This window comes from Hirschia maritima DSM 19733 (assembly GCF_000378345.1).
GTDB classification, from domain to species: Bacteria; Pseudomonadota; Alphaproteobacteria; order Caulobacterales; family Hyphomonadaceae; genus Hirschia; species Hirschia maritima.
The window spans coordinates 980,776-1,007,508 of sequence record NZ_KB899544.1 but is presented as its reverse complement, the minus strand read 5'-3'; the positions used below and the strand labels follow the sequence as shown (position 1 = coordinate 1,007,508).

At 43.5% G+C, this 26,733-nt stretch carries 18 protein-coding genes and 1 tRNA gene; 8 read left to right on the top strand and 11 right to left on the bottom strand.

Annotated elements, in window-relative coordinates; genetic code table 11:
• Window positions 1-4: 4 nt before the first annotated feature.
• Entirely contained in the window at window positions 5-202 is a 198-nt protein-coding gene (locus tag F551_RS0104745; RefSeq protein WP_018996342.1) for a zinc-finger domain-containing protein, read from the top strand.
• A gap of 71 nt (window positions 203-273) precedes the next feature.
• Here F551_RS0104745 and F551_RS0104740 read toward each other — a convergent pair whose 3' ends face one another.
• A complete protein-coding gene (locus F551_RS0104740; RefSeq protein ID WP_018996341.1) occupies window positions 274-1,188 on the bottom strand; it encodes a TraB/GumN family protein in 915 nt (304 codons plus the stop codon).
• Between the two features lie 302 nt (window positions 1,189-1,490).
• On the opposite strand from F551_RS0104740, the gene F551_RS0104735 reads away from it, so the two are divergent.
• A complete protein-coding gene (locus tag F551_RS0104735) occupies window positions 1,491-2,501 on the top strand; it encodes an NAD-dependent epimerase/dehydratase family protein (protein WP_018996340.1) in 1,011 nt (336 codons plus the stop codon).
• Between the two features lie 24 nt (window positions 2,502-2,525).
• Here F551_RS0104735 and F551_RS0104730 read toward each other — a convergent pair whose 3' ends face one another.
• Genes F551_RS0104730 through F551_RS0104720 form a run of 3 tightly spaced genes read right to left on the bottom strand, consistent with a single transcriptional unit; the run spans window position 2,526 to window position 6,135 of the window.
• Window positions 2,526-3,395: a DUF1295 domain-containing protein gene (locus F551_RS0104730; RefSeq protein WP_018996339.1), complete on the bottom strand. Its 870-nt coding sequence runs from the start codon at window positions 3,393-3,395 to the stop codon at window positions 2,526-2,528.
• Between the two features lie 4 nt (window positions 3,396-3,399).
• Complete coding sequence (locus tag F551_RS0104725; protein WP_018996338.1) at window positions 3,400-4,866, bottom strand: carotenoid oxygenase family protein; 1,467 nt, start codon at window positions 4,864-4,866, stop codon at window positions 3,400-3,402.
• Window positions 4,867-4,908: 42 nt separating this feature from the next.
• Window positions 4,909-6,135 (bottom strand): acetyl-CoA C-acyltransferase, encoded by a 1,227-nt coding sequence (locus F551_RS0104720; protein WP_018996337.1) that lies wholly within the window; start codon window positions 6,133-6,135, stop codon window positions 4,909-4,911.
• A 109-nt stretch (window positions 6,136-6,244) separates the two neighbouring features.
• Between F551_RS0104720 and F551_RS0104715 the strand changes: the two genes are divergently transcribed.
• Complete coding sequence (locus F551_RS0104715) at window positions 6,245-8,122, top strand: acyl-CoA synthetase (protein WP_018996336.1); 1,878 nt, start codon at window positions 6,245-6,247, stop codon at window positions 8,120-8,122.
• 100 nt (window positions 8,123-8,222) lie between these two features.
• Here the strand turns inward: F551_RS0104715 and F551_RS16270 are convergent, their stop codons facing one another.
• Window positions 8,223-10,643 (bottom strand): TonB-dependent receptor, encoded by a 2,421-nt coding sequence (locus F551_RS16270; RefSeq protein WP_018996335.1) that lies wholly within the window; start codon window positions 10,641-10,643, stop codon window positions 8,223-8,225.
• Between the two features lie 390 nt (window positions 10,644-11,033).
• Between F551_RS16270 and F551_RS0104705 the strand changes: the two genes are divergently transcribed.
• On the top strand, window positions 11,034-12,005 hold the full coding sequence (locus F551_RS0104705; protein WP_018996334.1) for a winged helix-turn-helix transcriptional regulator: 972 nt from the start codon (window positions 11,034-11,036) through the stop codon (window positions 12,003-12,005).
• Between the two features lie 138 nt (window positions 12,006-12,143).
• On the opposite strand, the gene F551_RS17270 is transcribed toward F551_RS0104705, so the two are convergent.
• The gene (locus F551_RS17270; RefSeq protein ID WP_267878872.1) at window positions 12,144-12,332 is read right to left on the bottom strand and encodes a membrane dipeptidase; all 189 of its coding nucleotides are present in this window, start codon (window positions 12,330-12,332) and stop codon (window positions 12,144-12,146) included.
• A 298-nt stretch (window positions 12,333-12,630) separates the two neighbouring features.
• On the opposite strand from F551_RS17270, the gene F551_RS17085 reads away from it, so the two are divergent.
• Entirely contained in the window at window positions 12,631-13,758 is a 1,128-nt protein-coding gene (locus F551_RS17085; protein WP_018996331.1) for an alpha/beta fold hydrolase, read from the top strand.
• 88 nt (window positions 13,759-13,846) lie between these two features.
• Here F551_RS17085 and F551_RS0104685 read toward each other — a convergent pair whose 3' ends face one another.
• Window positions 13,847-16,132, bottom strand: a complete 2,286-nt coding sequence (locus F551_RS0104685; RefSeq protein WP_155825763.1) for a PQQ-dependent dehydrogenase, methanol/ethanol family — start codon at window positions 16,130-16,132, stop codon at window positions 13,847-13,849.
• Window positions 16,133-16,766: 634 nt separating this feature from the next.
• Here F551_RS0104685 and F551_RS16260 point away from each other — a divergent pair.
• A complete protein-coding gene (locus tag F551_RS16260; RefSeq protein ID WP_033404391.1) occupies window positions 16,767-18,299 on the top strand; it encodes an alkaline phosphatase D family protein in 1,533 nt (510 codons plus the stop codon).
• A 441-nt stretch (window positions 18,300-18,740) separates the two neighbouring features.
• Window positions 18,741-19,799, top strand: a complete 1,059-nt coding sequence (locus F551_RS17080; RefSeq protein WP_051089136.1) for a helix-turn-helix domain-containing protein — start codon at window positions 18,741-18,743, stop codon at window positions 19,797-19,799.
• Here the strand turns inward: F551_RS17080 and F551_RS0104665 are convergent.
• A complete protein-coding gene (locus tag F551_RS0104665) occupies window positions 19,796-20,875 on the bottom strand; it encodes a DUF2817 domain-containing protein (protein WP_018996326.1) in 1,080 nt (359 codons plus the stop codon). The genes F551_RS17080 and F551_RS0104665 overlap by 4 nt on opposite strands.
• A gap of 47 nt (window positions 20,876-20,922) precedes the next feature.
• A complete protein-coding gene (locus tag F551_RS0104660) occupies window positions 20,923-22,320 on the bottom strand; it encodes an aldehyde dehydrogenase family protein (RefSeq protein ID WP_018996325.1) in 1,398 nt (465 codons plus the stop codon).
• Between the two features lie 317 nt (window positions 22,321-22,637).
• On the opposite strand from F551_RS0104660, the gene F551_RS0104655 reads away from it, so the two are divergent.
• Window positions 22,638-23,714, top strand: a complete 1,077-nt coding sequence (locus F551_RS0104655) for a winged helix-turn-helix domain-containing protein (RefSeq protein WP_018996324.1) — start codon at window positions 22,638-22,640, stop codon at window positions 23,712-23,714.
• Window positions 23,715-23,889: 175 nt separating this feature from the next.
• On the opposite strand, the gene F551_RS0104650 is transcribed toward F551_RS0104655, so the two are convergent.
• A tRNA-Val gene (locus tag F551_RS0104650) sits at window positions 23,890-23,965 on the bottom strand.
• 156 nt (window positions 23,966-24,121) lie between these two features.
• On the bottom strand, window positions 24,122-26,533 hold the full coding sequence (gene lon / locus F551_RS0104645) for an endopeptidase La (protein WP_018996323.1): 2,412 nt from the start codon (window positions 26,531-26,533) through the stop codon (window positions 24,122-24,124).
• Window positions 26,534-26,733 lie beyond the last annotated feature (200 nt).

The following is a 26,733-nucleotide window of genomic DNA, read 5'->3' as shown; positions in this document are numbered from 1 at the left end:
TGTTATGACAAATTTACAGCATTCTGAAATCCCTCATGACGTTATCGTTATTGAAGGCCATAAAGTATCATGCGATGGCGGTGGAGGCGCATTGGGTCATCCTGTTGTATGGTATGATCTTGTCGAAGACGACGTCGTGCAATGCAAGTATTGCGACAAACGTTTTATTCGCAAGGGCAGCCCAATGGACCCATCAACCTAATCCGCCTTCATGCAACTAAAAAAAGACACACCAATGCGGTGCGCCTTTTTCAATTTCAAAATTTAATCTGTTTATTGAATGCGCTTCACTTCAATCCCTGAATCTTCCAGCATTTTCACAACTGAGTTATCACCGATCAGGTGAGCTGCGCCAACAGCAACAAAGAAAACACCCTGTTCTTGCTCAATAACTTTATTGAGTTCAACTACCCAGTTTTCATTGCGTTTAGTTAGCATCACATCCATCAACTCTTCAGAAGCCATTGACGGGTCGGACATCACAATCTCTTCCAATCCTGCAATGTCGCCAACCACCCAAGCATTATCCATTTTGACGATCATCTGACCTAGCACATCCAATTGACGCGCAGTTTCCATCAACATGTCAATTTGCGTTTCTTCTTTGAGGTTCGCCATAAATGACAATTGTTCTTCAGCAGTCTCAAAATAGCGCATTCTCATCCCTTCAGCCTTTGCTTCAGGCGCTAAGACTTGTTCAACCCCAGCCTCAGGGTCCTGCCCATTTGCTTCAATCGCCCGCATTGTCAAAGCAGTTGCAGCGAGCCAAGGTCTCATTTTAGAAAGAGACGCCGTTGGCATTTCCAAACTAAGAGCGGCCTCTTTAATTTCCTTAGAGCGTTTTTCTCCCAACTCTGAAAAAAGGTCTTTTCCCAATGGCATAAAACCAAGTTGAGCCACCGCTCGCATTAAAGAAGCATCCTGCCCAGAGACATCAGCCTCTAAATACAAAGTATCAGCTTCTTTAAAAGCTGAGTTAAATTTTTCATTGCGCCAAACTAAACTTGCTGGAAGCACATGTACTGTTCCAAAAAGATAAACTTTAGTATCTTCGTCGCCAGTTTCCCAAAGCGCTGGTCCTACAATTTCTGTAGCCCCATTAGATAGCTCAACCTTTTGCTCAGAACATGCAGCTGGAAAAAGAAGTAGGGCCAAAGAAGCACATAGACCCTTCATTTTAATATTCATAATTTTTCCATAACTCCTCAAAAAATTTGTTCTATCCAAACTAATTCAGTATTAACACAACCAGAATCGAATGCGACCATTACTTGAAAAGGTCCACACACAAGTTCACCCTAACGTCTTTTTCTTATTTCTGGCTTTATGAAGTAACGAAATTACTGCAGACTATTCAAATTGGACAAATTATTGTTTATGCATCAATTGCTGTATAGAGCACTTAAGTGGGACCTGACAAAACCAATGAATCCCCCTTCCGCTAGTGTCGTGTCAAAAGAATTTCGATAGAAACTGAGTTGTAATAGAATATGCGCGTTCTTATCACAGGTGCCGCCGGATTTATCGGCTTTCATTTGAGCCAACGATTGCTTCACCGCAATATTGAGGTGGTCGGCTTAGATTGCATCTCAACCTATTACAGCGCTCAATTAAAACGAGATCGATTATCTATCCTTGAATCACTGGATGGTTTTAAATTTTACGAAGAAGACCTTGGAAATGCAGATGCTGTCTCGAAGATTTTCGGTGATGAAAAACCAACTCATGTTGTAAACTTGGCTGCCCAACCCGGGGTGCGATATAGCAAAGAAAACCCACGAGCTTATGCCCATTCAAATATATCTGGATTTTTGAATGTATTGGAGTCTTGTCGAGCGAACCCCGTCGAGCACTTAGTGTTTGCATCAACATCGTCAGTTTATGGGGCGACCCAAGCCCTTCCGTTCACTGAACAGGACGGTACTGAGCATCCACTCACTTTCTATGCAGCATCTAAAAAAGCAAATGAATTGATGGCGCACAATTACGCGCATTTATTTGATATTCCTGCCACGGGTGTTCGTTTCTTCACTGTCTATGGACCTTGGGGACGACCAGATATGGCACTCTTCATTTTCACTAAGGCAATATTGGAAAACAGACCCATTCCACTTTTCAATGGCGGGAAAATGGCCCGAGACTTCACCTATGTGGAAGACATAGCGAGAGGTTTGGAAAGCTTACTGCCATTGCCTCCAAGCAAAGATGACAATTGGAACAGCAAATCTCCTGATCCATCATTCAGCGGTGTAGCACCTTATAAAATATTGAACATCGGCCGCGGCAAATCAGAAGAATTGATGCGCTATGTGTCGGTGCTAGAAGAGAAGCTTGGAAAAAAGGCTATAATAGACAATCAACCATACCCTGAAGGTGATCTTCAAGCGACCTGGGCCGACACTACTGCCCTTGAAAGCCTTACTGGTTTTAAGCCTCAAATCGATATTGAAGAAGGCGTCTCAAACTTTGTCGATTGGTATATGGATTACTTTAAACAATAACAATAGTTTGAGACCAACAGGTATTTAGCGCTTCGGTGGCAGCGGTATGAGTTTAGAGGTACGTCGAGAGTATTCTTGATATGCTTCATCTTCCCCCCATCTTTCCTTTGCTTGCTTGTCCAATAAAGGAATGCCGCTAACTTTCAGAAGCAAAAAAGCAACAAAGAATGGTGAAATGTACGCCAACATAGCGGTTCCACTCAGAATCGGAATCGCGATTACGGCTATACCGCTCCAAAGCAATATCTCTCCAAAATAGTTTGGATGTTGTGACCATGCCCACAATCCAGAATTTATAAACCTTCCTTTGTTCTCTGCTTGAGCTTTGAACGCCAGTTTCTGATTGTCTGCGACGACTTCACAAACAAAACCAATTATCCACATTCCCATACCGATATATGTGAAAAGACCTATTGTTTTTTCTTCTTGGGATACAATGATAGCCAATGCGCAAATGGCAGTTACAACTACCCATACCCCTTGGATTGTCCATGCTCCAAAGAAACGTAATGGATTGTTTCTAATCTCTTTAAAACGTTTGTCTTCACCGTCTCTACTAATGCGTGAAAACAACATGGAACCAAGACGTCCACACCACACAAGCACCATACCCGCAACGATCAATCTAAGCAGATCCATACTGCCCACCATCAACACAGCTGCAAGCGTGACAACACCATAGGTAATAGAACCCGTCAGATCATAGAATTTCTCTGTCTTAGCGATAGCTGAAGGAATAAACGCCAGCCAATTGATTATGATTGCAAGCCCCGCACAAATGAAAAGAACAGGAAGACCACTCCATTGCGCACCATCTTTTCCGGTATACCATGCAAGCGCCAAAGAGAGACAAGCTATAATCTGCACTATAAAAAACCGAACAATACTGGCCATAGAATTATGCCTCACTACTCAGTTCTGACGCCTGCGCCCAAACAGCATGCGTGCCACTACAAATACGATGTGGAAGAATAATCTGGCATACTGGCCCAGCTTCAATGTTCTTTGCATCCAAAATAACACATTCGGATCGATTTAACTTCATATCCGTGATGAAACTAATCAAGTATCCATCATCTTCAGAAGTAGCATCTTTACGCGGAATGAAGGGCGTTTCAGAACCATATCTCTGCTCACCAAACATGTATTTTTGTACCGAACGGTTTTCCAAATCATGTTTGACTAACCCACTAAAAAGGAACCAGCCTTTTTCACCTAGAGCGGAATAAACATATCGGTTTTTTTGAGCATAATATTGCGGATTAATCGTACCAAATTCCACATATTCTTCATCGCACAAACGCTCTTCTTGTGTCTCACCAGTGTCCATGTTGAAACGCCAACGATGCAGATGAGGTTGAAGCGAATGCAAATCCAACCCTGCACCAATAATTTTATATGCATCCGGCATGCTTTCCAAGGGAGCTGGCCATGGCTTTTTCTGGAAGTATCCATCCAGCACCACTTCATCACCATCTTCATAGCAATTTGTGAAGTGCAAGACATATGTTGGATCAGCCTCAAACCACTTTACATCTTCTGTTTTCCCAAATCTTGGAATAATTCCAAAACGAGATTTTTTATCTGGATAATAGATTGGCACATACCTATCCATCTTCAAAAGCTCTTCCGGCCAATACAATGGAAAGTCATTCACCACGGAGAAATTTTTAGAGAAAGCCATGTCATGTGGCAGTCTTAATCCTGGAATATCTATCGGCACATAATGCTTTAGTTTGTTGTCAGCACCGACCACACCATAATGCATGTAGGGCGCATGTTTGGAATAATTGAAAAACAGCAGCTCGCCTGTTTCCAAATCCACTTTTGGGTGAGCCGAGATACCATCATAAGGCACCCACTTTTCAAGCCCCAAGGTATCGAGATCCTTCGCCGACAACCGGTAACCTTCACCACACTGCCAAAAAGTCGATAGTATCTCTCCTGCGTGAACAACAACATCAGTGGAAGAGCTATCCTTCACATGCCCATGCGCACCCCAACCAGCTCTAGTAGATTTTTTTGGGTTTCCGGTGAAACCAATCCACAGGGATTCTTCTGCTTCTTGCTCAGCGTTAAAACCACGTGTCCGGATGAAGCGGTTTTTATAGGATGCTTTTCCGTTTTCAATTTTCATCATGTGCAACATGCCATCACCATCAAAAGGGTGGTATTTGCCTATTGCATCGTGAACTGGGTTCTCTGTGTTTCGAACATATATGCCATCAATATCAGCTGGGATTTCACCAATGACTTCCATGTCGTCAGCATCATATTCTTCGAAATTTGGTGTCCATGCTCCATTAAGGTATGGATGGTCATTTTCCGAAAGCGTTGACTTAACTTTGTTTACTAGCTTTGCCATGTAGAGTTTTCTCCCCGTCTTTTTTTATCTTGAATTCGATGTTTATACGCGACGAATAATGAGGGCCGATCCCACTCCGGTTGCCCCTAAGGTCACAACCATACCCGTTTCTTGATTTCTTCGGATCAGTTCATCCAGCAAGGTGCTAAGCAATACCGCGCCAGTTGCTCCCATCGGATGTCCCATTGCCAAATGCCCACCATTCACGTTCACCTTGTCCATATCCGGCTTGTAAACACGTTCGAAACGAAGCGGCGGAGCAGCAAAAGCCTCCATAAACTCTATTAGGTCTAGATCACTCAATGACATGCCGGCCTTAGAAAGCACTTCTTCCATTGCTTCAAAACCAGCACCAAATTGTAAGATAGAATCCCCGCCTACTTCAGCCTGCGCCACTATCTCAGCTATTGGCTTAAATCCAGTTTTCAAACCTACTTCACGATCACCAAGTAGCGCCAAAGCAGCACCATCAGAATATCCAGGAACATGCCCAGGCGAGTGATTGAATTGAACGCTTTCCAAGTCAGGAAAACGTTCTTTCATCTTGCTTTCTGACAAGCGATTCATTGTGGCATCAGGAAACAATGCAGGAAGCCGCGCCAGTTTTTCTAATGTTAGGTTTGGTCGTATCCATTCGTCTTGTTCGAGAGCAACACTGCCGTCTTCCGCTTGAACCGCAATTAAACTTCGGTCAAAATTACCATTTGCTTGTGCAGCAGCAGCTCGCTGATGAGATCGAAGCACAACTTCATCCAAATCATTTCTGGAATAACCTTCCAATGCCGCAACAAGTTCAGACCCCATAGGAGCTGGCAACCATCCTAATTTCTCACGAGTTTTTGCATCGGTATAAAAATGAGCTTTATCTGCTAAGAAAGGCACCTGAGAGAGCATCTCCACTCCACCAGCAAGGATGAACTTATCTGATTGGCTCTTCGCCCATGCTGCTCCTAAATTCACGGCACTCAATCCACCAGCACAGTAATTGTTGAGCGTAATAGCAGCGGAGTTTTGATTGATCCCTGATGCCAATTTGGACACTAACGATATATGTCCACCTTGAGACCCGACCTGTCCAACGCAGCTCAACATCATCATGCCGATTTGATCGCGTAGATCCGATTTAGAACGTTGCGCCAGCGCACTAACCAACTGACTTATCAATTCTTGCGGTGCAAGTTCACTTAATCCACCACCAGCTACACCATCTGTTGCAGGTACACCTTTACCACGCGGTGTTCGCACAACGTCATAAATGAAAGTTGGCATTTTCTAACCTCACATCATTCTCATTGACCTTTTTATAACCACCAAGTAACTTGCAATACAAGACCTACAATAAAGATGATCGCTTTAAGACGAGATTGACGGGGAGAAAATGGTTAGTTTTTCAGATTACGAGAGTAGAAATGCTATTGAAAATGAATGCAATTTCTTGGATCGAGATATTCCTCAAACAATTTATTCTGGCATTCACAACGCCGCACAAAAATGGCCCGATAGGCCCGCATTTAGCTTTCAAATGGAATCAAAAGAATCTTGCAAAGCCAAAACCCTCAATTGGCGCGAAGTTCACAATCATTCCGTCCAATTGGCCAATTTCTTCCGAAGTGAAGGTCTAACAGAACGAGACGCTGTGGCGTATATTTTGCCCAATTGCAATGAAGCAGTTCTCACCTATTTAGCGGGGATGGTTTCGGGAATTGTCGTTCCCATAAATCCGCTATTGGAAGCCGATAACATTGCATCCATACTTAATGCCACAAACGCAAAAATTGTGGTGACCCTCGGCAAACTTCCCAAAATAGATATAGCCGAGCGCGTTTCCAAAGCCGTTCAAAACACGCCCAGTGTAAAAACAGTGATAGAAGTCGACCTCGTTCAATATCTTCCTTTATTGAAAAAAACAGCAGTAAAAGTCCTGTCCAAGCAAGCTGTTCAATACAAAGACATTAAACAAATATCTTTCAATGACGCTCTGACTTCTCAAACACCGACACTAAATTTTGAAGACATAAAGAATGATAGGGTTGTCGCAAGCTTTCACACAGGTGGAACAACTGGAACTCCTAAAGTTGTCGACCATATGCAAACAGGAGTTTTGTACATTGGCTGGCTAGGAGGAACTTTCCTACTCAACAACAAAAGTGTAGCGATCTGCCCTCTTCCACTTTTTCATGTTTTTGGAAGTCACGGGATGGTTTGCAGCGCCGTCATTTCCGGAGCTCATGTTGTCCTGCCAACTGCTGCTGGTTTCAGAGGGGATGGAGTTTTAGATAACTTTTGGAAACTCATAGAAAGATGGAAAGTTACATTCATTCTTGCTGTTCCTACAGCGATGTCTGCCCTTATGGAACATCCAATAAATGCCGATGTTTCATCTGTTGAGTTACTTCTGTCAGGTTCGGCTCCTCTCCCCGTCGACGTCTTTAACAGATTTGAAAAAACAACGGGCATCGAGGTCGTGGAGGGTTATGGACTAACTGAAGCCACTGCCGTTCTGACAGGCAACCCGATCGGAGGCATGAAGAAAATAGGCTCAGTTGGAATCCCTTTTCCCTACAGCGATGTTCAAATCCGAACTTCTGGCAACGGCCACACAGCACTAGCTCAAGTAGGAGAAGTGGGTGAAATCTGTGCGAAAGGCCCTGGCATTTGCGACACTCAAATTTACAGAAATGCTTCAGATAATGACAGTGTGTACACGGATGATGGGTATCTCAGAACAGGTGATAGAGGGTATGTGGATGAAGACGGTTACATTTGGATAACAGGTCGCGAAAAAGATCTCATCATAAGGGGCGGACACAATATTGATCCCTCAATCATTGAAGAAGCACTTGATAGCCACTCTGATGTTGAATTGGTGGCAGCGATAGGACAGCCAGACAAACACGCTGGTGAAACACCATGCGCATATGTGTCACTGCAAAAAGGCTCTAAAACGACGGCGACTTCACTCATTGAGTACGCAAAAAGCAAGATAAGTGAACAAGCTGCCTGGCCGAAGCACATCGAAATACTGGAACACTTGCCGCTCACTCCTGTTGGCAAAATCTCCAAACTAGACTTGCGGAAAATCGCAATACAGCGCGTCTTCAACGAGACGCTTAAAGCCAATGGAATTGAAGCTCACGTCACCAATATTGAAGACGATAAGCAAAAGGGATTAGTTGCGTCGGTTGCAATCCACTCCCAAGACCAAAAAGAGCGAGTAGCATCGGCACTTAACGGTTTCATTTACGAATGGAAGTAAACGCTAAAAAAAGCTCTAGTCCGATATAAGGACTAGAGCTACAAAAGTTGGGAGACAACTTAACTTCAATATCTCCCTTCCCCAAATTCAAATATATTTCTTAGAAGTGCACTTTGAATTGAGCTGAGACTTTCCGGCCCCGAGTATACAGGCCATAGGTCGTTTTGGATCCGAATGTTGATCCTGCCAACGGTGCGTCTCCATTCAATGTCAATCGTTCATTGTCTGTGAGGTTTTCGCCTAGAACAGCAAATTCCCATTTGCGGTCCACTGGACGGAATGCCAGCCTCAAATCAGCTTCAACATATCCATTCTCTTTTCCAAGAGGATCAAAAGTGATGGAAGCATCATAGTCACTTGCAAAATTCAAAGCAGTAAGCCCCGCAAGCTCATATCTCTCACCGAGAGGAATATCAAAGTCGGCGGTCAAATTTCCTGCAAACTCAGATACCAATTGATTGCTTTTTCCAGTGTAGTCGCACAACCCGTTTGCAAAATCAGGTGTTTGCCCGAAATAACATTGACCATTTTTAAAGTCAGTAAATTCAAAATCTGTGTAAGCAAACGCACCTGATAGACGTAAATGGTCTGTGACCGCCCAACGCCCATCTAATTCCAACCCAAAGATCTCTGATTCAGCTGCATTTCCGACGTTAAAGCCCAATGCACCATCAAATATCGAGATTTGAAGGTCCTCAAACTGTGTGAAGTATGCCGCCGCATTTAACTCAACATTTCCGCCAAATGAGAACTTTCCACCGACTTCATAGTTGGAAGCGATCTCCTCATCAAATACGAAACCCTCCTCAAACGTCGCAGCAGAACCTTTATTGTTTGCCAGGAAATCGAAACCTCCCGCTTTACTCCCACGTGTCCAGCTCGCATACATCATCACGTCATCACTTGGCGTGTAAACTAGCTTCACATCAGGAGAAAAAGACGTTTTTTCAAAAGATGCCGAAACCTGCCCTTCACCTAGAGCACCAACAAATGGCGCACCAAAAGGACCAAGCGCTTCAAGATTGGTAGAAGTGATCTGAAACAAAGCCGCGTATGTTAAGGGTGCCGCTGCAGCTTGAGAGGCAGGTAAATCACCGCCGCCCAGCGCTGTAACGATCATACGTCTAAATCCATCACGTTCATCCCTAGTTACACGTCCACCTAACTGCAATGACCAATCATCATTAAAAAGGACATTTCCTTGGGCAAACACTGAGAGCACTTTTGAATCCGCTGTGGAAAGACGGTCAGTTCCTGTTCCTGCAATACCCAATCCTGCTCCCGGTGATGCAGCTTCTAAAACAGGTACCAAAACAGATGTTGCGGCAATGTTTAGGTCAGCAGCGTATTCATGATCAGAGGATTGGTAATAAGCTCCAAGAATGTAATCAAAGCGATCATTTTTTGGAGATGTTAGTCTAAATTCTTGAGAGAACTGCGAGTATTCTTCACTCTGAAGGCCGGAGAGGACATCAGCACCTGTATAATCCACATCCGCTAATTCATCGTATTCAAAGTTTTGAAAATTCGAAGTCGCTTTAAGCTCAAACCCGTTAAGGTCATAATCCAATACTAATTGATAGTTTTGGCTATCATTGTTGCTGTTGTCACCATTTGAAGAACGAACATCATCTTGAACTACATTTAGCACACTCGGATGCTGATTAAACAAAGGACTGGCGAGTATCTGACCATAATGCAATCCAGCAAAAGGCCCAGCTACTGCAGGCGCGCTATTATCAATTTGAATGTGACGCCCTACACTATCAAAGCGGCTTACCTCAGCTTTGAGGGTTGCCAATAAATTGTCCGTAACATCGAATTCCAAGGTTCCGCGAATGGACAATTCTTCTTTTTGGGGTTCATCCTGATTGAGCGTTGTGTTTTCTAAATAACCGTCCGCATCTTTAAATCTTGCCGCAACGCGCGCTCGAACACGGTCACTGAGTGGCCCAGATACGACTCCCTCAATTAGGCTTTCACCATCTAAAAACTCATATGACCCAAGCATTGATCCTTCAAAACTGTCTGTAGGTTTTGCAGACACGACACTGATTGCACCAGCAACCGAGTTCTTCCCAAACAGAATTGATTGCGGTCCCCGCAACACTTCGATCCGTTCTACATCAAAAAAAGGTGCACGCACCTGCTGTCCACGAGGGAAGTTGATGCCATCAACATACACGCCTACAGACTGCTCAAACCCTTGATTGATGCCAGATCCAATTCCTCTCAGAAAGAAGCTCGTCGCTATTCCTGTTTCTGTATAAGTGAAATTGGGAGCCAAATCAGTCAGATTTTCAACATTCGATAGATTGCGGGCCGAAATAGTTTCTGAATCAACTGCGGACACCGACACAGGGACATCCTGCAAACTCTCTTGTCGAGATTGCGCTGTTACAACAATCGTTTCTAACTTTGGTCCATTATCCGTCTCAGTTTGATCTTGAGCGATTGCCGCTCCGACTGACACCAGTGAACTTGTTCCAAGCAGGACAATTCTTGTCCACAAATTCCTCATAATTTCCTCCCTCAAACGCTGCGACAATTGTCATTTATTATTTTGAACTAAATTCGCGTTGAGTAAAAATCCTGCACCGCCATAGTAGGTATGTCAATGCAAGTTACTATATGATGTCATTGAAATACTTAAAATAGAAACAATATCAGACTTATATTTATTTTTCCCAAATATTTGAAATATAAATCAATTTTAGTGAAACCAAATCGCTTTTTCACGCCTAACCAAAACACGTACATTAGTTTTATTTTGCAAGTTTAATTGAGTTTGTTGTATATTTTGTACATACATAAAGACTAAACTATAGATTTTCTTGAGTCTAAGCATTTGCCTATATACAGTATAACTTCTTAGTCTAAACTTACGTCTCCAAAAGTAATCCGATTTGATATGCAGCCTATACAACCGAACACGCCTCCAGAGACAGCCCAAGACGCTCCTAGGTTAATCAAAACATGCTCTATTTGGCGTGCCCTCAATGATATCGGCGACGTCCCCACTTTACTAATTCTGGAAACAATCTGGTTAGGCGAACGCCAATTCAAGAGCATTCAAACTCGAACAAAATTGCCTAAATCAGTCGTATCAGATCGCCTAAAAAAACTGATCGCAGCAGACATCGTTTTTAAGGAACCCTACAGCCAAAAACCTCTCCGCTATGAATATAGATTCACTCCGAAAGGGTTGGACTTGGAGTGGGTTGCTATGATGTTGCTTCGTTTTGAAAAAAAATGGTCAACTAAGACGACAAAATTCGATGTGCAACTAGTTCACACTGCTTGCGGCTCTCCTACAAACCCTGAACCTATTTGCGGTCATTGCAAGCAAATTATCAAATCCAAAGATTTAGAGTGGAAAGAAGGACCAGGTGTTGGCTTGATGGAAGCCAGTTACATCAGACGCAGACAAAACAGAAGCCGAGACAACCTATCGGAATTGGACCTTTTGTATACGGATTCTGTTGAAATTTTGGGCGACCGATGGGCCAGCTTAATTCTTCGCTCTGTGTTCACGAACATTCGCAGATATGACGATATTTTAAACGATACTGCAATCGCCACAAACATTCTTTCTGAACGCCTCAACTGGCTTGTTGAAAACAACGTTCTAACTGAGGTGTTGTACCAAACACGACCAGACAGGTTTGAATACTGGCTTACTCATAAAGGATATGATTATTACACCGTATTGCTCATGTTGATGCGCTGGGGCGACAAGTATTACGGTTCCACCGAAGGCCCGCCTGTCTTACTTCATCATAAAATCTGTGGGAACGAACTCGACCCAATCGTAGGATGTTCGCACTGTAAAGAACCACTCATCTCTTCGGAACTAAAACAATCACGAACAGATACTAAATAGATCTCAGAAAAATTCGAATTTGAGCTTGAGCTTGAGCTTGAGCTTGAGCTTGAGCTTGAGCTTGAGCTTGAGCTTTCAAGAATAAGTTCAATTTGAACACGATATCGGCCAATATTGAGCCAATATCTTCATAAAAAGTTATGCGCGATAAGTTTCTTTAAACGCCTCAACTTCACGCATCACACGCATCAAATTACCTCCCCAGATTTTGGTAACATCCTCAAAACTATATCCAGCATTCAATAACTCTTGGGTGATTTTGGATACTGATGTCACATCTTTCATGCCATCCACTCCTCCGCCAGCACACCACTGACTTTTGCACACCCCAATAGCGACAAACGTCTTAAAATGTGTCTTGAAGCATAAAACTTGAACCGAACGGACAATTCAATTCGATACCGCAAAGAAAAGCATCATGATATTCTTATTTCATCAGAAAAGGCGTTTATAGAGAATAACCAATTACTCTTTATGCTCTGTATAATTTGGAACAAATCCGAGTATTGAACATCAATTTATTGTTTTGAACGCTCACTTAACTGGTTGGGTAAACTAATACTTTTTTTTCCAAATATTTCAGGCGCGTAATTTCAATCTGCCTTGCAACTGGAGAAGCATTTTCATGATCATTAAACTTAACGCTCGTCAGATACTCATGTCAGCATCAGCAAGCTTATTCTGCCTTTCGGCTTGCGCAACACCACCCAAGCCCGAAGAAGCAACGACATCAGTAGTGCAAACACCTAGCTATCTCAATTTTGCAGATACAACTGAGAATCGCAAAAACTTAGAACTGGCAATTCAAGAATACGAACAGGTTCGCAAAGACCATGGAAAATCAATTACTGTGAACGGAATTGATATGTTCTACCTCGAATGGGGTGAACCTGGAGGAATTCCACTAATCTGGTCACATGGCTATTCAAGTCGCTCATTTGGACTAATGCAAGTGGGAGATGACCTAGCAAAAGCAGGTTTTCATGTGATTGCCTTGGATTCTCGAGGACATGGTGAAACGAAAGTTTCTAACTACGATTTTTCACTTTCTCATCTAGCTGATGATATTCGCGCAGTTATGGATGAACTAGGTATGGAAAAGGCCGTTATAGGCGGGCTCTCACTTGGTGGTTTTATCTCCACCACCTTCTACGATCACTACCCAGAACGCACACTTGCGCTAGTGCTTGAAGATGGGGGATCATACTATGTTCAGGGCCATTTGGAGAAAAATTATCATTTGGTGAAAGACCTAGATTTATCGTACGGCCCTAATAGTGAAAAACTATTTCCAAGCTTTTTTGACGCGTTCAAGGAATTAATAGAACTGTTTCAAATGATGTGGCCGGAGGAGATTGAAGCAAGCAAGTACGCCATGCTAGCGAGTTTAATTGTCGAAACTGAAGAAGGCAAATTTAAATATCGTCACGATGGACTTAAACTTTGGGGAGATGGCACCAAAGCAGCATTTAATCCAGCAGAAGCTCACGTTACTCCTATGCTGCATCAGTCTTGGAGACGTGTGCATCCGTTGATTACTTTCCGCAATCTGCACGTGCCAATGATTGTGATTGATCCAATTGGTGATCACATTCACTTGTCAGATCAAAATGAAAAACTTCGTCAGCTGCACCCAGAACTTATTTCAGTCATCGAATATCCTGGTGCCCCACATTCTGCCCACCAATTCCGTCCTGAATGGTTGGTTAGAGATCTCACCAATTTGCTTGAACAATTAGAACAACAAAAATAGCATCTTAGACAGTTATTCCTAAATAAAAAGCCTCTGACTTTTCGAAAGTCAGAGGCTTTTTTGATAAATTGATCTCTACTTTTATGGATCATTCTGCGTCCGGTTGATGTGGGGCAGGTTGATCTACCTCGCTTTCGTAGTTTTGCCATGCTTTATCAATGAGGAATGTGTGAATAGCTTCTGCTTCATTCTGATCAATTACCCCCTCATACGATCCCATCCCTTTATCTGCTCGTGCTCCCTTCAGAACGATGTCTAGAAACGTCTCATGAGCGACGAGATCCATTTTAGTCAGGTCTGGTGCCGCACCTGCATTGGCATGACAAATTCGACAAGTTCTATCAAAAAGGCCTTCTCCCATTTCGATAGTTTGCGCATCCCCACGCCGAGAAACTGGTGGCATCAAGGTATTAGATTGGGAATGAATTTTTGCTTTTCGCATGGGCACTTCCCCTCCACCAAGCTCCAATGCAACAATTCGACCTTTGTTTCCAAATTCATACGCAGCGGTACCTGGCAAATGTTGTTTTCCAAGCGCCCCGCCTAGCCCAGCCATTATAGCGACGTATTGTTTGTCTCCCAATTGATAGCTCATCGGAGCTGCCATCATGCTTGTGCCTATATTGACTTCATGAAGTTCACGTCCCGATTTGGCATCTAAAATCGCCAATTCACCGGTACCACGCCCCTGAAACACAAGGTCTCCTCCAGTGGTCATAACTCCACCACCATTCCACACAGAAAACAATTGTCCTGTCCAACGCGCAGAAGTATCAACTTCCCAAACAACCTTCTTTTGCACAGGGTCCCAAGCTTTCAATATCCCCTTCACAGTAGGGTCAGGCTGGCCCTCGGATAGTTCAGAAAATGGTGGCAAATCTGATGCTATTTCCGACCCGAACCCCCATGGACCCGGTACAGGGAAAATGTATTTGGCGGCAAAATGAGGTTGCCCTTTTTGGTATGAATACGGAGCATCAACCATCGAAAAAATCGCTGGGGCTTCCATGGCCGGAATATACACCAACCCAGTGCCTGGATTATAAGCCATTGGTTGCCAATTGTGCCCCCCTGCAGGCCCCGGGAAAACAAGTTTAGGTTCTTCGAAATACTCCCCTTGCCCAGTTTCAACGGGACGACCTGTTTCGAGGTCGACATGACTAGCCCAATTGACTTGAACATAAGGGTCTGCAGAGATCAATTCACCCGTTTCTCTATCTATCACATAGAAAAAACCATTCTTGGGAGCTTGCATGATAACTTTCCGGTTTTCACCTTCTATCACCATGTCGGCCAATATCATTTTCTGAGTAGCTGTATAATCCCAATTCTCACCAGGTGTAGATTGATAGTGCCAAACAAGTTTTCCAGTTTTGGGGTTTATTGCCAGAATGGACGCAAGAAACAAATTGTCTCCGCCTGAAGGACTCCTCAATTTTCTGGGATAAGGTGCTGAATTTCCTGTCCCAACATACAGTAGATCCAGCTCAGGATCATAAGCCATACCATCCCAAACGGTGCCCCCCAAACCAGCTTCCCAAAGACTGTTTTCATCCCAAGTTTTTGCTGCCATTTCCAATTCAGGATGCTCAAACCCATTTGAAGGATTGCCCGGTACTGTATAAAATCTCCAGGCCTCTTCACCAGTTTTATAGTCGTATGCGGTTACATAACCTCTCGCGTCGAGCTCTGCTCCGCTATTTCCGATTATAACCAAATCACCGGCCATATAAGGTGAACCTGTAACGGAGTAACCTCTTTCACGGTCAACAATTGTATCGCTTTTCCAAACAATATCTCCTGATTTGGCATCAAGCGCATAAAGGTAACCATCCAAAGATGCTACATACACATTGCCCTTCCAAACGGTTAGACCGCGATTGACCACGCCACAACAAACCTTGCGATAAATTTGGGGATCTATTTCTGGGAGAAATGTCCAAATTTCCTCACCAGTTTCTGCATTCAAAACATACACCGATCCACGAGGGCCACTAGCGTACATCATACCATCGACAACTATTGGCGTTGCTTCAAAACCATCTTCTGAATCAATATCATAAGTCCAAGCGACACCGAGTTGATCGATATTGCCTTCATTGATTTTATCAAGAGGAGAATAATAGGATTGTTGATAGTCGCGACCACCAGTCAACCATTGTTCTGGCTCCGAATGGGCACCCTTCAATCTTTCATTCGTAATGGCACCAGCTTGCGAGAAAGCTAGTTTATTCGCGCTAGATTCAGATGCTTCAGGAGTGGAAATATTTTCTCCGGTACAAGATGCCAATAAGAAGGCTGAACTAGCTAACAATACTGTCCTAATTCGCGACTGCTTAGTCGAAGAACGGGTGGCTAAAACTGTACTGATCATCTAATTCCTCTGACATTCAAAACGCGATGCTTATCGCTGTGGTGACTGTTGTTTGATGTCAAAGTATACGTGAATGGACCGTTGTAAATGATCGCCAATTTGCAAAATTACACCCCAATTCTTCCAAAAATCGAAAAAACCTGCGACATGGGAAAAGAAGATTGCCACATTTAATTCGGCTTGCTCAATGCTTCCATTTAGTCTTGTGGAAATCGATAATCCTTCGTCACTTCAATTCCTACCAAATAGATTTTTTCAACGATAATGTATTTGTCTAAACGTCACAGAAACAATAATATGCTATTGTTTTTATAACTAATTATTTAGCACAACAAAACTACGTTGAATTGAGCAGCGCACGAAAGAAGTACTTCTTCACACCGCTCTAGTTTCAAGCCCCAGCAAATACTACTTCTCCATTATTTCCGTAATCATTTAATGTAAAACAGCTAAGTTTTTAATGGAATTTACCCAATTATATCGGTAGCGCCGTGAGAGCTTGGAGACTAGTTTTACTACCTCACGGGCAATTTTTTCTTACCAACAAACATGGTTGTTACAAATATGGTTGGGCAATATCACTCGGCGGAATGAATTGTGATAATGGAACACTGGCTGATTTAGAGAGATAATCATGTTTAGCAGGAGACGATTTTTTACAGCTTTAAGTGCTCCACTTTGGGTACCTCTCGCTTCAGCGGGAATTAGCACTAATTACCACTTCACTCTGGGCGTTGCTTCAGGTTGTCCGCGCTCAAGTAGCGTTGTGTTGTGGACACGCCTTGCTCCAGATCCCTCAATTGGCGGCGGCATGCCAGAAGGCGCAGTAGAAGTAAGATATAGAGTGTGTTCGGATAGCGCTATGAGGAATACCATTTTGGATGGCCTAGTGCGAACAGATGAATCCAAAGCTCATTCAATTCACGTAACAGCCAAAGGCCTCGAGCCTGGACGAGAATATTGGTACCAATTCTACTTCGGAGAAGATGACAGCCCTATAGGCCGTACGCGAACAACTGACCCAAATGCGGATTCCGTAAAATTAGCATTTGCAAACTGCCAGCACTACGAAACTAATTTCTATGCTGCCTATAAAGACTTGGTACAGTGGAATCCAGACGCTATTATTCATTTGGGAGATTACATCTATGAAGGTGCCAAACATGCTTTAGGCAAACACCAATTAAAGCTCAAAAATAGCACTGTGGCGTACGAAATTGTCCGGCAACATGATGGTCCCGAGGCAGCTACTCTTTATCAGTACCGCAATCGACATGCTTTGTATAAAGGCGATCCGCAATTGCAAGCAGCCCATGCGGCAGCGCCATGGATTGTCTCACTCGACGATCATGAAGTTGATAATAATTGGGCGGGAGAATTTCCCGAAGACCCCAAAAAACAAACGCCTCTGGAATTTGCAATTCGAAAAAGAGCTGCACTGCAAGCGTTTTATGAGCACATGCCAATAGAGCGACCGGTACTATTAAATGGAGTGAATGCTGACCTCCCACTTTATGATGAGTTTGAAATGGGACCAGCTTCAGTCAGTATGCTCGACACTCGGCAATACCGCTCCCAACCGCCATGCGGGCAAGGCTTCCCATCAGAGGAAGCATGCGAGGAAATGCATGACCCGAATCTGACCATGACAGGAAAAACTCAAGAAAATTGGCTGCTAGAGCGGATTAAACGATCAGAATCTCCATTCAATATCATCGCCCAGCAATCTTGGTTTGCGCCATTCAATTATGGTTCAGAAGAAGGCGACCGATTCAATATGGATCAATGGGACGGGTACCCAGTTCAGAGGCAAAAACTAATAAATGCTTTTGACCATTCCACAAGCGAATCCATAGTTATGAGTGGTGATTGGCACTGCGCTGCTGCTATGGGAATTCACAAAGATCCAACGAATTCTAAGACGGCAAGAGTCGCTCACAATTTCGCAGCGACTTCAATCTCTTCATTGTGCCCTTGGTTGCCCGTTGTGCAGAATGCAAAAAATCAAAACCCACATGTTGATTATATTGGCGAAGATCAACGAGGTTACATCAGATGCGAAGTTTCAAAGAAGCGAGCAATCACTTCGTTTCGAACCGTGCACAATCCGAAAGATCCTCATTCACACAGCACGACAGAAATGCAGTACAATATTAGCTCTAGTTAAAGAGCTATAACTATCGCTTCACCATAGGTTTGGCATTCTACATTCGTCTCAACAGTCATTGAAGGTGTTAAATGCGTGCCATTGCGCCGCACAACCGAAAAGACAAAAAATTGGACCGAGATGATCGGGACAATACTGCTTCTGGATGCAATTCTAATCACGCTATCAAAGCTCTAATTGTCTTGACCTAGGGAGGAGGCATTCATTCTGGCTTTTAACAATTCAAAACTTCGGACCCCAAGTTTTGCCCATTTGCTAGAGATTCAGCCTACCCATTCTGTTGACGAAGCCTCCCCTTTATAGGCCTCGATTAAACTGCTTCCGGGCTTAGGTCCGGAAGCACCTTTTTTAGCCACAATAGGAAGCAATCACAACAAAACTAGACACTAGCCAAATTTGATTTTACCCTCTCTTAGCAGAACAACCACATGGTGGATGAGCATGAGTACAGCGCAAGGAATTGATTATAACGATCTTTTTAACAGAAGCCTCGCAAAACAGGTCTACGGTGCTGAGCCTTATCCCAAAGGCATGTATTATGATGATGACCAAGGCTTTCTCATTACAACCGAAGAAGATGGTATTCGTTATACCCAGGATCTCGTAAGATTCAGCAGTGATTGCTTCATGCTAGCAAGTTCAGCTATTCCCGCTCCACTTCCAGCCGTTGCACGTCATCGACAATTGATTGGGGAAGAAGATTGGTTGCACATTCAATTTCGATTGGGTGGCGATGGACATGAAGTTATCACCGGGCAAGAAAAATTTGAAACTTCTGACAGGTCGTGCACAATCACACGATATCCAGCCAATTCCGAAATAGATCGTGTAGCCTATGAAACGGAGAGTTGGCGAGTAGCCTGTTTATGGCTCAAACCCAAAGCATTTGCATCGTTGCTTAACATCTCCTCCAAAGATATTCCTGACAACTTTAAATGGTTATCAGACAATCAAAACTCCGGTGTTTTTCATTGCGCCTTACCGTTGGATGCCAACATGGCACTTGCTGTAAATGACATCACTTCGTGTACGTTTCATAACGGGCCCCGCCTTACATATATGCTGGCCAAATTTTTGGAGCTGCTATCATCCGCTTATCAAAAAATGATAGAGCTTGAATCAAATCAAGAATCCCCCCCCCTGAAACTATCCGAAAAAGATTTTGACAGAATCAAAGAAGCAGAGAAAATCATTACCAACGACTTGGAAAACACCATTTCTTTAGCCGAATTAGCAAAACAGATAGGTATAAACCGAACTAAGTTGATCCTCGGATTCCGTTATGTGTATGGAACATCAGTTCAAGCTTATTGGCGCGATCATAGGTTAGTTATCGCACGTGAATTGCTAAGCGAAACAGGATTATCAGTGAATGAGACCGCCTACAAAGTAGGGTACTCAGAAGTGTCCTCTTTTACACGCGCCTTCATAAGAAAGTTTGGGATCAGACCTAAAGACTGCAAACTCATTTCAAGTAAGCCAAATATCGCAAACAATTAGGTGTTGTTCATCAGATAATTCTTGGCTTCCTCAAAAACTTGTTCTGACCGCCCAATGATGGCTCGCTGCCAGTGCTCATTTCCTTCACAGTAAAAGGCTTTCTTTAACTGCGCTCGAGCATCAATCAAAAGAGGGTGCCCTTCTGAAAAATACCTTGTTGCCCAGTTTTCGATAACTAAAGCCCAAACAACATCCTGAAGCGGGCACGTTCCAAACTCAAGCGCCGCAGCTAACACATCTGATTGAGGAACCTCATCTGCAATGGAGCTGATAAGTGGGCCGGTTACTTCAGACGAAACCGAATCTTCAGCCCCTGCAATACTTAGTGGCCCTGTAAAGATAGACTCAATCTTTTTCGTGACTTCCCTTTGATGAGGACTTACAAATATAAGTTCTCCAACGCCCGTCTCTCCCAATCCTGTATGATAATCTATCGCAACTATATTCTTTGCATCCGACAGATATTTGGAGCACAATTTGCGAAAAGTTTCGTGGGACCACGATGGCTCACGTCCACCATAGAATAAACCCGCTTCATCCTGAAATTGACCAGGCTGTAAATCACTCGCGACCTGATAAATTTTATTGGTATCCAGCAAGAGTTGAATGTATTTCTCAGTTTTATGATATGCTTCTAATGTACCATTTATAGGCATCAAGTTAGCTGCGGCTTGAATTGCCCTATCATTGTCCGGCAAAGGCTGCGAAAAATCTATAAAATTCCTATTTAGATCAATGTTGTCTTCATTGACTCGCCTACCATTGGCAAACCCAAACGGATTTATTGAGTGGATCAATACTAGCTTCAAATCCGATCCAAAATCTTCATCGATCAGACGCTCTAGTATATCAATTTGGCAGGCTGAACCTGCAAAACCTTCCACCCCGTGTGTTCCCGAAATACAAAGGATCACATTTGGTGCGCTCTTGGAGCCAATGGAAGCTATATCCACAAATAAATCGTCGCCGTTTTTTGTACTTCCGTTTGGAAATGCGATAGTTTCTAAACGTGCATCAGCAATGGAAACAGCCTTAAGAAAAGCGTCCCTTGCTTGCAAATAGGTGCTAGCAAACACAATTTTATTCCTAGTTTTATTTAAAACGCCAATGCCACAAAAATTGGCTAGCCATTGACCACATGCAATTGCGCAAACTGCTTAAGGCCTTCGTCGCCTAGTTCCACACCAATTCCAGATTCCTTGCACGGACTCATTGGGTAATCAAAGTTCAAGTCCAGATGCTTGTTTATCCAAACAGTTCCGGCATCTATTTGACGGGCAATTTGACGAGCGAGCTCAATGTCTGAGGACCATATTGATGCTGTAAGGCCATATGCAGAACTATTCGCACGTTGAATGACTTCATCTTCATCATCAAAACGAAGAATTGGTAATATTGGGCCAAATTGTTCTTCACTCACGAGTGGCGAACTATCATCTAAATCCGCAATCACAGTGGGTGAAATAAAATACCCGTTTTGATTTGGAACTTCTCCGCCTAACAATACGCGCCCCGACTGCTTTGCGTCGGTTAAAAGACTAACGAGTTTTTCATATTGGCTTAGGTTCTGTACCGGACCATGTGTGCTTGCTGGATCTAGTCCATCCCCTTGAACAAACTGGTTAACAACACCAACCACCGTATCGCAAAATTCATCGTAAACATCATTATGCACATATACGCGCTTGATCGCGGTACACACCTGCCCAGAATTTAGAAAAGCAATTGTAGCAATAGTTGCCGCTGAAACAGCAACATCCGCATCTGCCAAAACAATCGCCGGATCATTGCCTCCTAATTCCAGATTGAGTCGTTTCAGATGTGACGCTGCTGAACGCATCACTTTTTTTCCAGTGGGTGTAGAACCAGTAAACGATATTTTGTGGACATCGGGGTGCGACACCAGTTTTTCTCCCACACTGCCGTCATCTCCCAATATTTGTACCAATCCTGGCGGTACTATCTGAGCGATCAATGCTCCCAAACGCATGGTAGACAATGGAGTCGTTGGCGCTGGTTTAAGGATGACCGAATTTCCAGTAATTAATGCTGGAGCGAGCTTACTAATAGCTATTGCAAAAGGAAAATTCCACGGGATAATTCCAGCGACAACCCCATAGGGTGTATAGTGTTTTTCAACTTTCAAATTATCAGTTTCTACGAGGCTCTCAGAGTCTAACCGTTGCTCCGAGTAATGATGCAATGCTGCGATCGACATATCGATTTCGCCAACGGCTTCAACAAACGGTTTTCCCTGCTCCATCGTAAGCAATTTTGCGAGTTCATTTTTGTTATTTGATACAATTTCAGCAATTTCTAAAAGCAACTTCTTTCTGGTATCATAGTCCGTGTTGCACCATTGACTTTGAGCAATGTTTGCGGCTTTCACCGCAATATTGAGCGCCTCTTCGTTGGCCACATAAAAATCAGCAATTACCTCTTCTGTCGAAGGATTTATGACAGGATGTTTTTTATCAGTCGCGACAATTTTACCGTTTACCAATGCACCAAACGTACTCATTTTTTCGCTCTCAATTATCAAGTTTTCTTTCAATCGAAGCTTGCATATTCTGAATGGTTTTCACTTGATGGAACGGTCTTTTTTTTTGATACCTTGAGCATTATGCTTACAGATACAATTTCAAATTTATGATTGCGCCGCATACAATCACATTCAACTATACTGACCGTCATACATAAAACTCTAATCAAGGAATTACGCTAATTTCAAATGCATTCAAAATTGAAAACCAAACTGCGCGTAGGCTGTGGTTAGACGCGCAAGGTCTAAGCGGCTCCCCGACCGGAGAATTAGATCTAAACCTAATCATCAAACGTTTGGGGTTTGTACAACTTGATACAATTCAAGTTGTTGCTCGTGCACACCACCATATTTTGTGGAGCCGAAATCAAAATTACCGCGAACCAATGCTCGACAAACTATTGCGCGATGAAAGAAAGGTTTTTGAACATTTCACGCATGATGCGTCAGTGATCCCGATGGAGTTTTATCCATTTTGGACCCGGCAATTTGAAAGATTGGAAAAGCAAACTCGGCGATGGGGTTGGCATGAAGCATTGCCGAACATGAATGAACTAAAGAAGCGAATTCAATCCGAAGGACCACTGAGCACAAAGGCGTTTGATACCAAGATTACCGGTCAAAAGAAGATGTGGTCTAGACCGCCGCACAAATTAGCCTTGGATTATCTATGGTACTCTGGAGAGTTGACCACCTCGCATCGAGAGAATTTCACGAAATTCTATGGTTTGGCGAAGAGTGTAATTCCTCATCATTTCATTAGCCAAACCGTTGCAGACAAAGAACAAATAGCTTGGTTATGCCGCAATGCACTAGATCGATTGGCTTTCGCTTCAGAAGGAGAAATTCAGCGCTTTTGGGATGCTGTCGATTTGTCTGAAGTGAAAAAATGGAGCGCAAAATCTAGCTCTTCTCTCATGCCTGTTTCTGTTGAAGGCAAAGATGGGATATGGCGCGATGTATACGCTCCAATCGACATTGAAACACGTATAGAAAATCTATCATCGACCAACAACAGGCTTCGAATTATCAATCCTTTTGATCCAGCCATTCGTGACAGAAAGCGCCTCAAATACCTGTTTGGGTTTGACTACACGATTGAAATGTTTGTTCCCGCGAAAAAGCGGCAATGGGGATATTATGTTTATCCATTGCTTGAGGGCGATAGATTTATTGGCAGAATTGAAATCAAGGCAGACCGCAAATCCAATGCTCTGAGAATCCTAAATCTTTGGTCTGAGAGCAATCTCAAATGGTCAAAATCACGAACACAAAGATTAAATGCCGAATTGAATCGTATTGCTCGATTCATTGGAATTTCAAACGTTGAGAACTTTGACAGCAACACAATTAACTTACTGTATCCCAAATAAACTCCACTCAAGCTTAGGGAAAGATAATATGTCGATCCCAAACGTCCATCGATTATGGCAAACCATCCAAAGTCAAATTTTGACATTCAGGACAAAAATTTCAGGATGAATTTGTGATACTAATTTTCGTGAAGAATAATTATAATTCAACAGAACTAGGTCTATTGATTTCAAATGGTGGGCGGTAACGGTCTCGAACCGCTGACCCTTTCGGTGTAAACGAAATGCTCTACCAACTGAGCTAACCGCCCTCTCCATCTGAGGAGCCATGAAATATACATGTTTTCCAAAGACTGCAACGGTTAATTTCAAAAAAAACGAATAAATCTCATAAAAAAACCTCCATCAAATTCTGACGGAGGTTTTCCTTAAATTTACCTACCTAAAACGGTAGAAAATATTGCCGTTTAATGCGCTGGCGGGATGTTGGAGCCATCCGTAGGCGGTGTACGTCCAAAGCCAGCCCGAAGTTGAGCATCATCTTCTTCAGTCCAATCAATTGCAGCAATTGGACGAGTCAGAGCACGCGCCAAAACTTGATCAATTGACGACACAGGAATGATCTCCAAACCTTCTTTGACATTTTCCGGAATGTCATCAAGGTCCTTTTCATTCTCTTGCGGAATCAATACTGTTTTTACGCCACCGCGAAGAGCAGCCAAAAGTTTTTCCTTAAGTCCACCAATCGGCAAGACACGGCCACGCAATGTAATCTCTCCAGTCATCGCCACATCACGAGATACAGGATTATTAGTCAGTAGAGATACGATAGCCGTTGTCATGGCAATACCAGCTGAGGGACCATCTTTCGGAGTCGCCCCTTCAGGCACGTGAACGTGAATATCGGTGTTGTTGAACACCTTCGGACTAATTCCAAATGATGCCGCGCGCGCTTTTACTAGAGAGTTTGCCGCTGAAATCGACTCTTTCATTACATCGCGCAGATTTCCTGTAACTGTGACTTTACCAGGTCCCGGCATCTGAACAGCCTCGATGGAAAGAAGGTCGCCACCGACCTCGGTCCAAGCAAGTCCAGTTACGGCACCCACTTGATCATCCATTTCTGTGAGGCCAAAACGATGCTTCCGGATACCCGCATAATGCGCCAGATTATCTTGAGTAACAGTGACAGACAAAGATACGCCCTGCACAATTTCACGAACAGCTTTACGTGCTAGACGAGAGATTTCACGCTCTAAATTACGCACACCTGCTTCACGTGTGTAGTAGCGAACAAGATCGCGAAGCGCACCATCAGTTACACTCCACTCACCATCCTTCAGACCATGATCTTTTACAATCTTTGGAATGAGGTGACGTTTAGAAATCTCAAGTTTCTCATCCTCTGTGTAACCAGCAATGCGAATGATCTCCATACGGTCCAACAATGGCTGCGGCATGTTCAGAGAGTTTGCAGTGGTTACAAACATGATGTCCGAAAGATCGTAATCAACCTCAAGGTAATGGTCGTTAAACGTACCGTTTTGAGCTGGATCAAGCACTTCCAACAACGCCGCAGATGGGTCACCGCGATAGTCTTGCCCAAGCTTATCAATCTCATCCAAAAGGAATAACGGATTCCCCGTTTTTGCTTTCTTCAATGATTGGATAATACGCCCGGGCATTGATCCGATATATGTACGTCTGTGCCCACGTATTTCTGCTTCATCCCGCACACCACCTAGTGATACGCGCACAAAGTCGCGGCCAGTCGCTTTAGCAATTGAATGCCCAAGCGATGTTTTACCAACACCGGGAGGACCAACTAGACACAATATAGGACCGCGCAATTTTTTCGTACGTGATTGGACCGCTAAATACTCAAGAATACGCTCTTTGACCTTGTCTAGACCATAGTGATCACCCTCAAGGATTTCTTCAGCAACGCTTTGTTCTGTATTGATTTCCTTACGTTCTCCCCAGGGCAACGCCAGAACCCAATCCAGATAATTGCGAACCACTGTTGATTCAGCAGACATAGGGCTCATCTGACGAAGCTTCTTAAGCTCAGCATTCGCTTTCGTCTGCACCTCTTCGGGAAGATCAAGAGCATTTAGCTTTTCTTCTAATTCAGCTAATTCGTCTTTTTCTTCATTCTGATCGCCCAACTCACGTTGAATGGCTTTCATTTGCTCATTCAAATAATACTCGCGTTGAGTTTTCTCCATCTGACGCTTTACGCGGTTACGGATCTTGCGCTCCATTTGAAGCATTCCGATCTCGCCTTCCATAAGCGAATAGACTTTCTCAAGGCGCTCAGAAACGCTCGCAAGTTCGAGTAATTCTTGTTTTTCTGTGATCTTGATAGACAATTGCGCGGACACAGCATCAGCCAAACGTCCTGGGTCAGTGATTTGCGATACATTGCCGACAGTGTCAGGCGGAATCTTACGGTTTAGTTTTACATAACCTTCAAACTGCTCAACAACAGTTCTCATGAGAGCTGACGCTTCGCCTTCTTCTTCCTCAAGAGGCTCTTCGATTGTCTCAATATTGGCTGTATAATAATCCCCTTGATCAACAAGCTCGCGCAATTTCGCACGTTGCTTTCCTTCAACCAAGACTTTCACCGTGCCATCAGGCAATTTCAACAATTGTAAAATGGTTGCGATCGCACCTGTTTCAAATAGGTCCTCAGCAACAGGATCATCTGTTCCAGCATCTTTTTGAGCTACTAAGAGTATCTCACCGCCTTCGCTTCCCACCTCCTCAAGCGCACGCACAGACTTATCGCGTCCAACAAATAGTGGAGCCACCATTTGAGGAAACACAACAATATCACGCAGTGGGAGGACTGGGAGGGATTTGCGTTCAGACATTTACTTCTCCTGCAAGACATTATCACCCAATATCGGCATGACACATCTTGATCTTATATTTCTTAGGCTGAATGTTTCTCCGCAAACGGATAATCATTCCATGCCTTAAATGTGGATGCGTCCGCCACAGGCTTCAACCCATGACGGACGCATAAAATCACTTAAATACAGTTTTTACTGCATATTTATCACGAATTAAC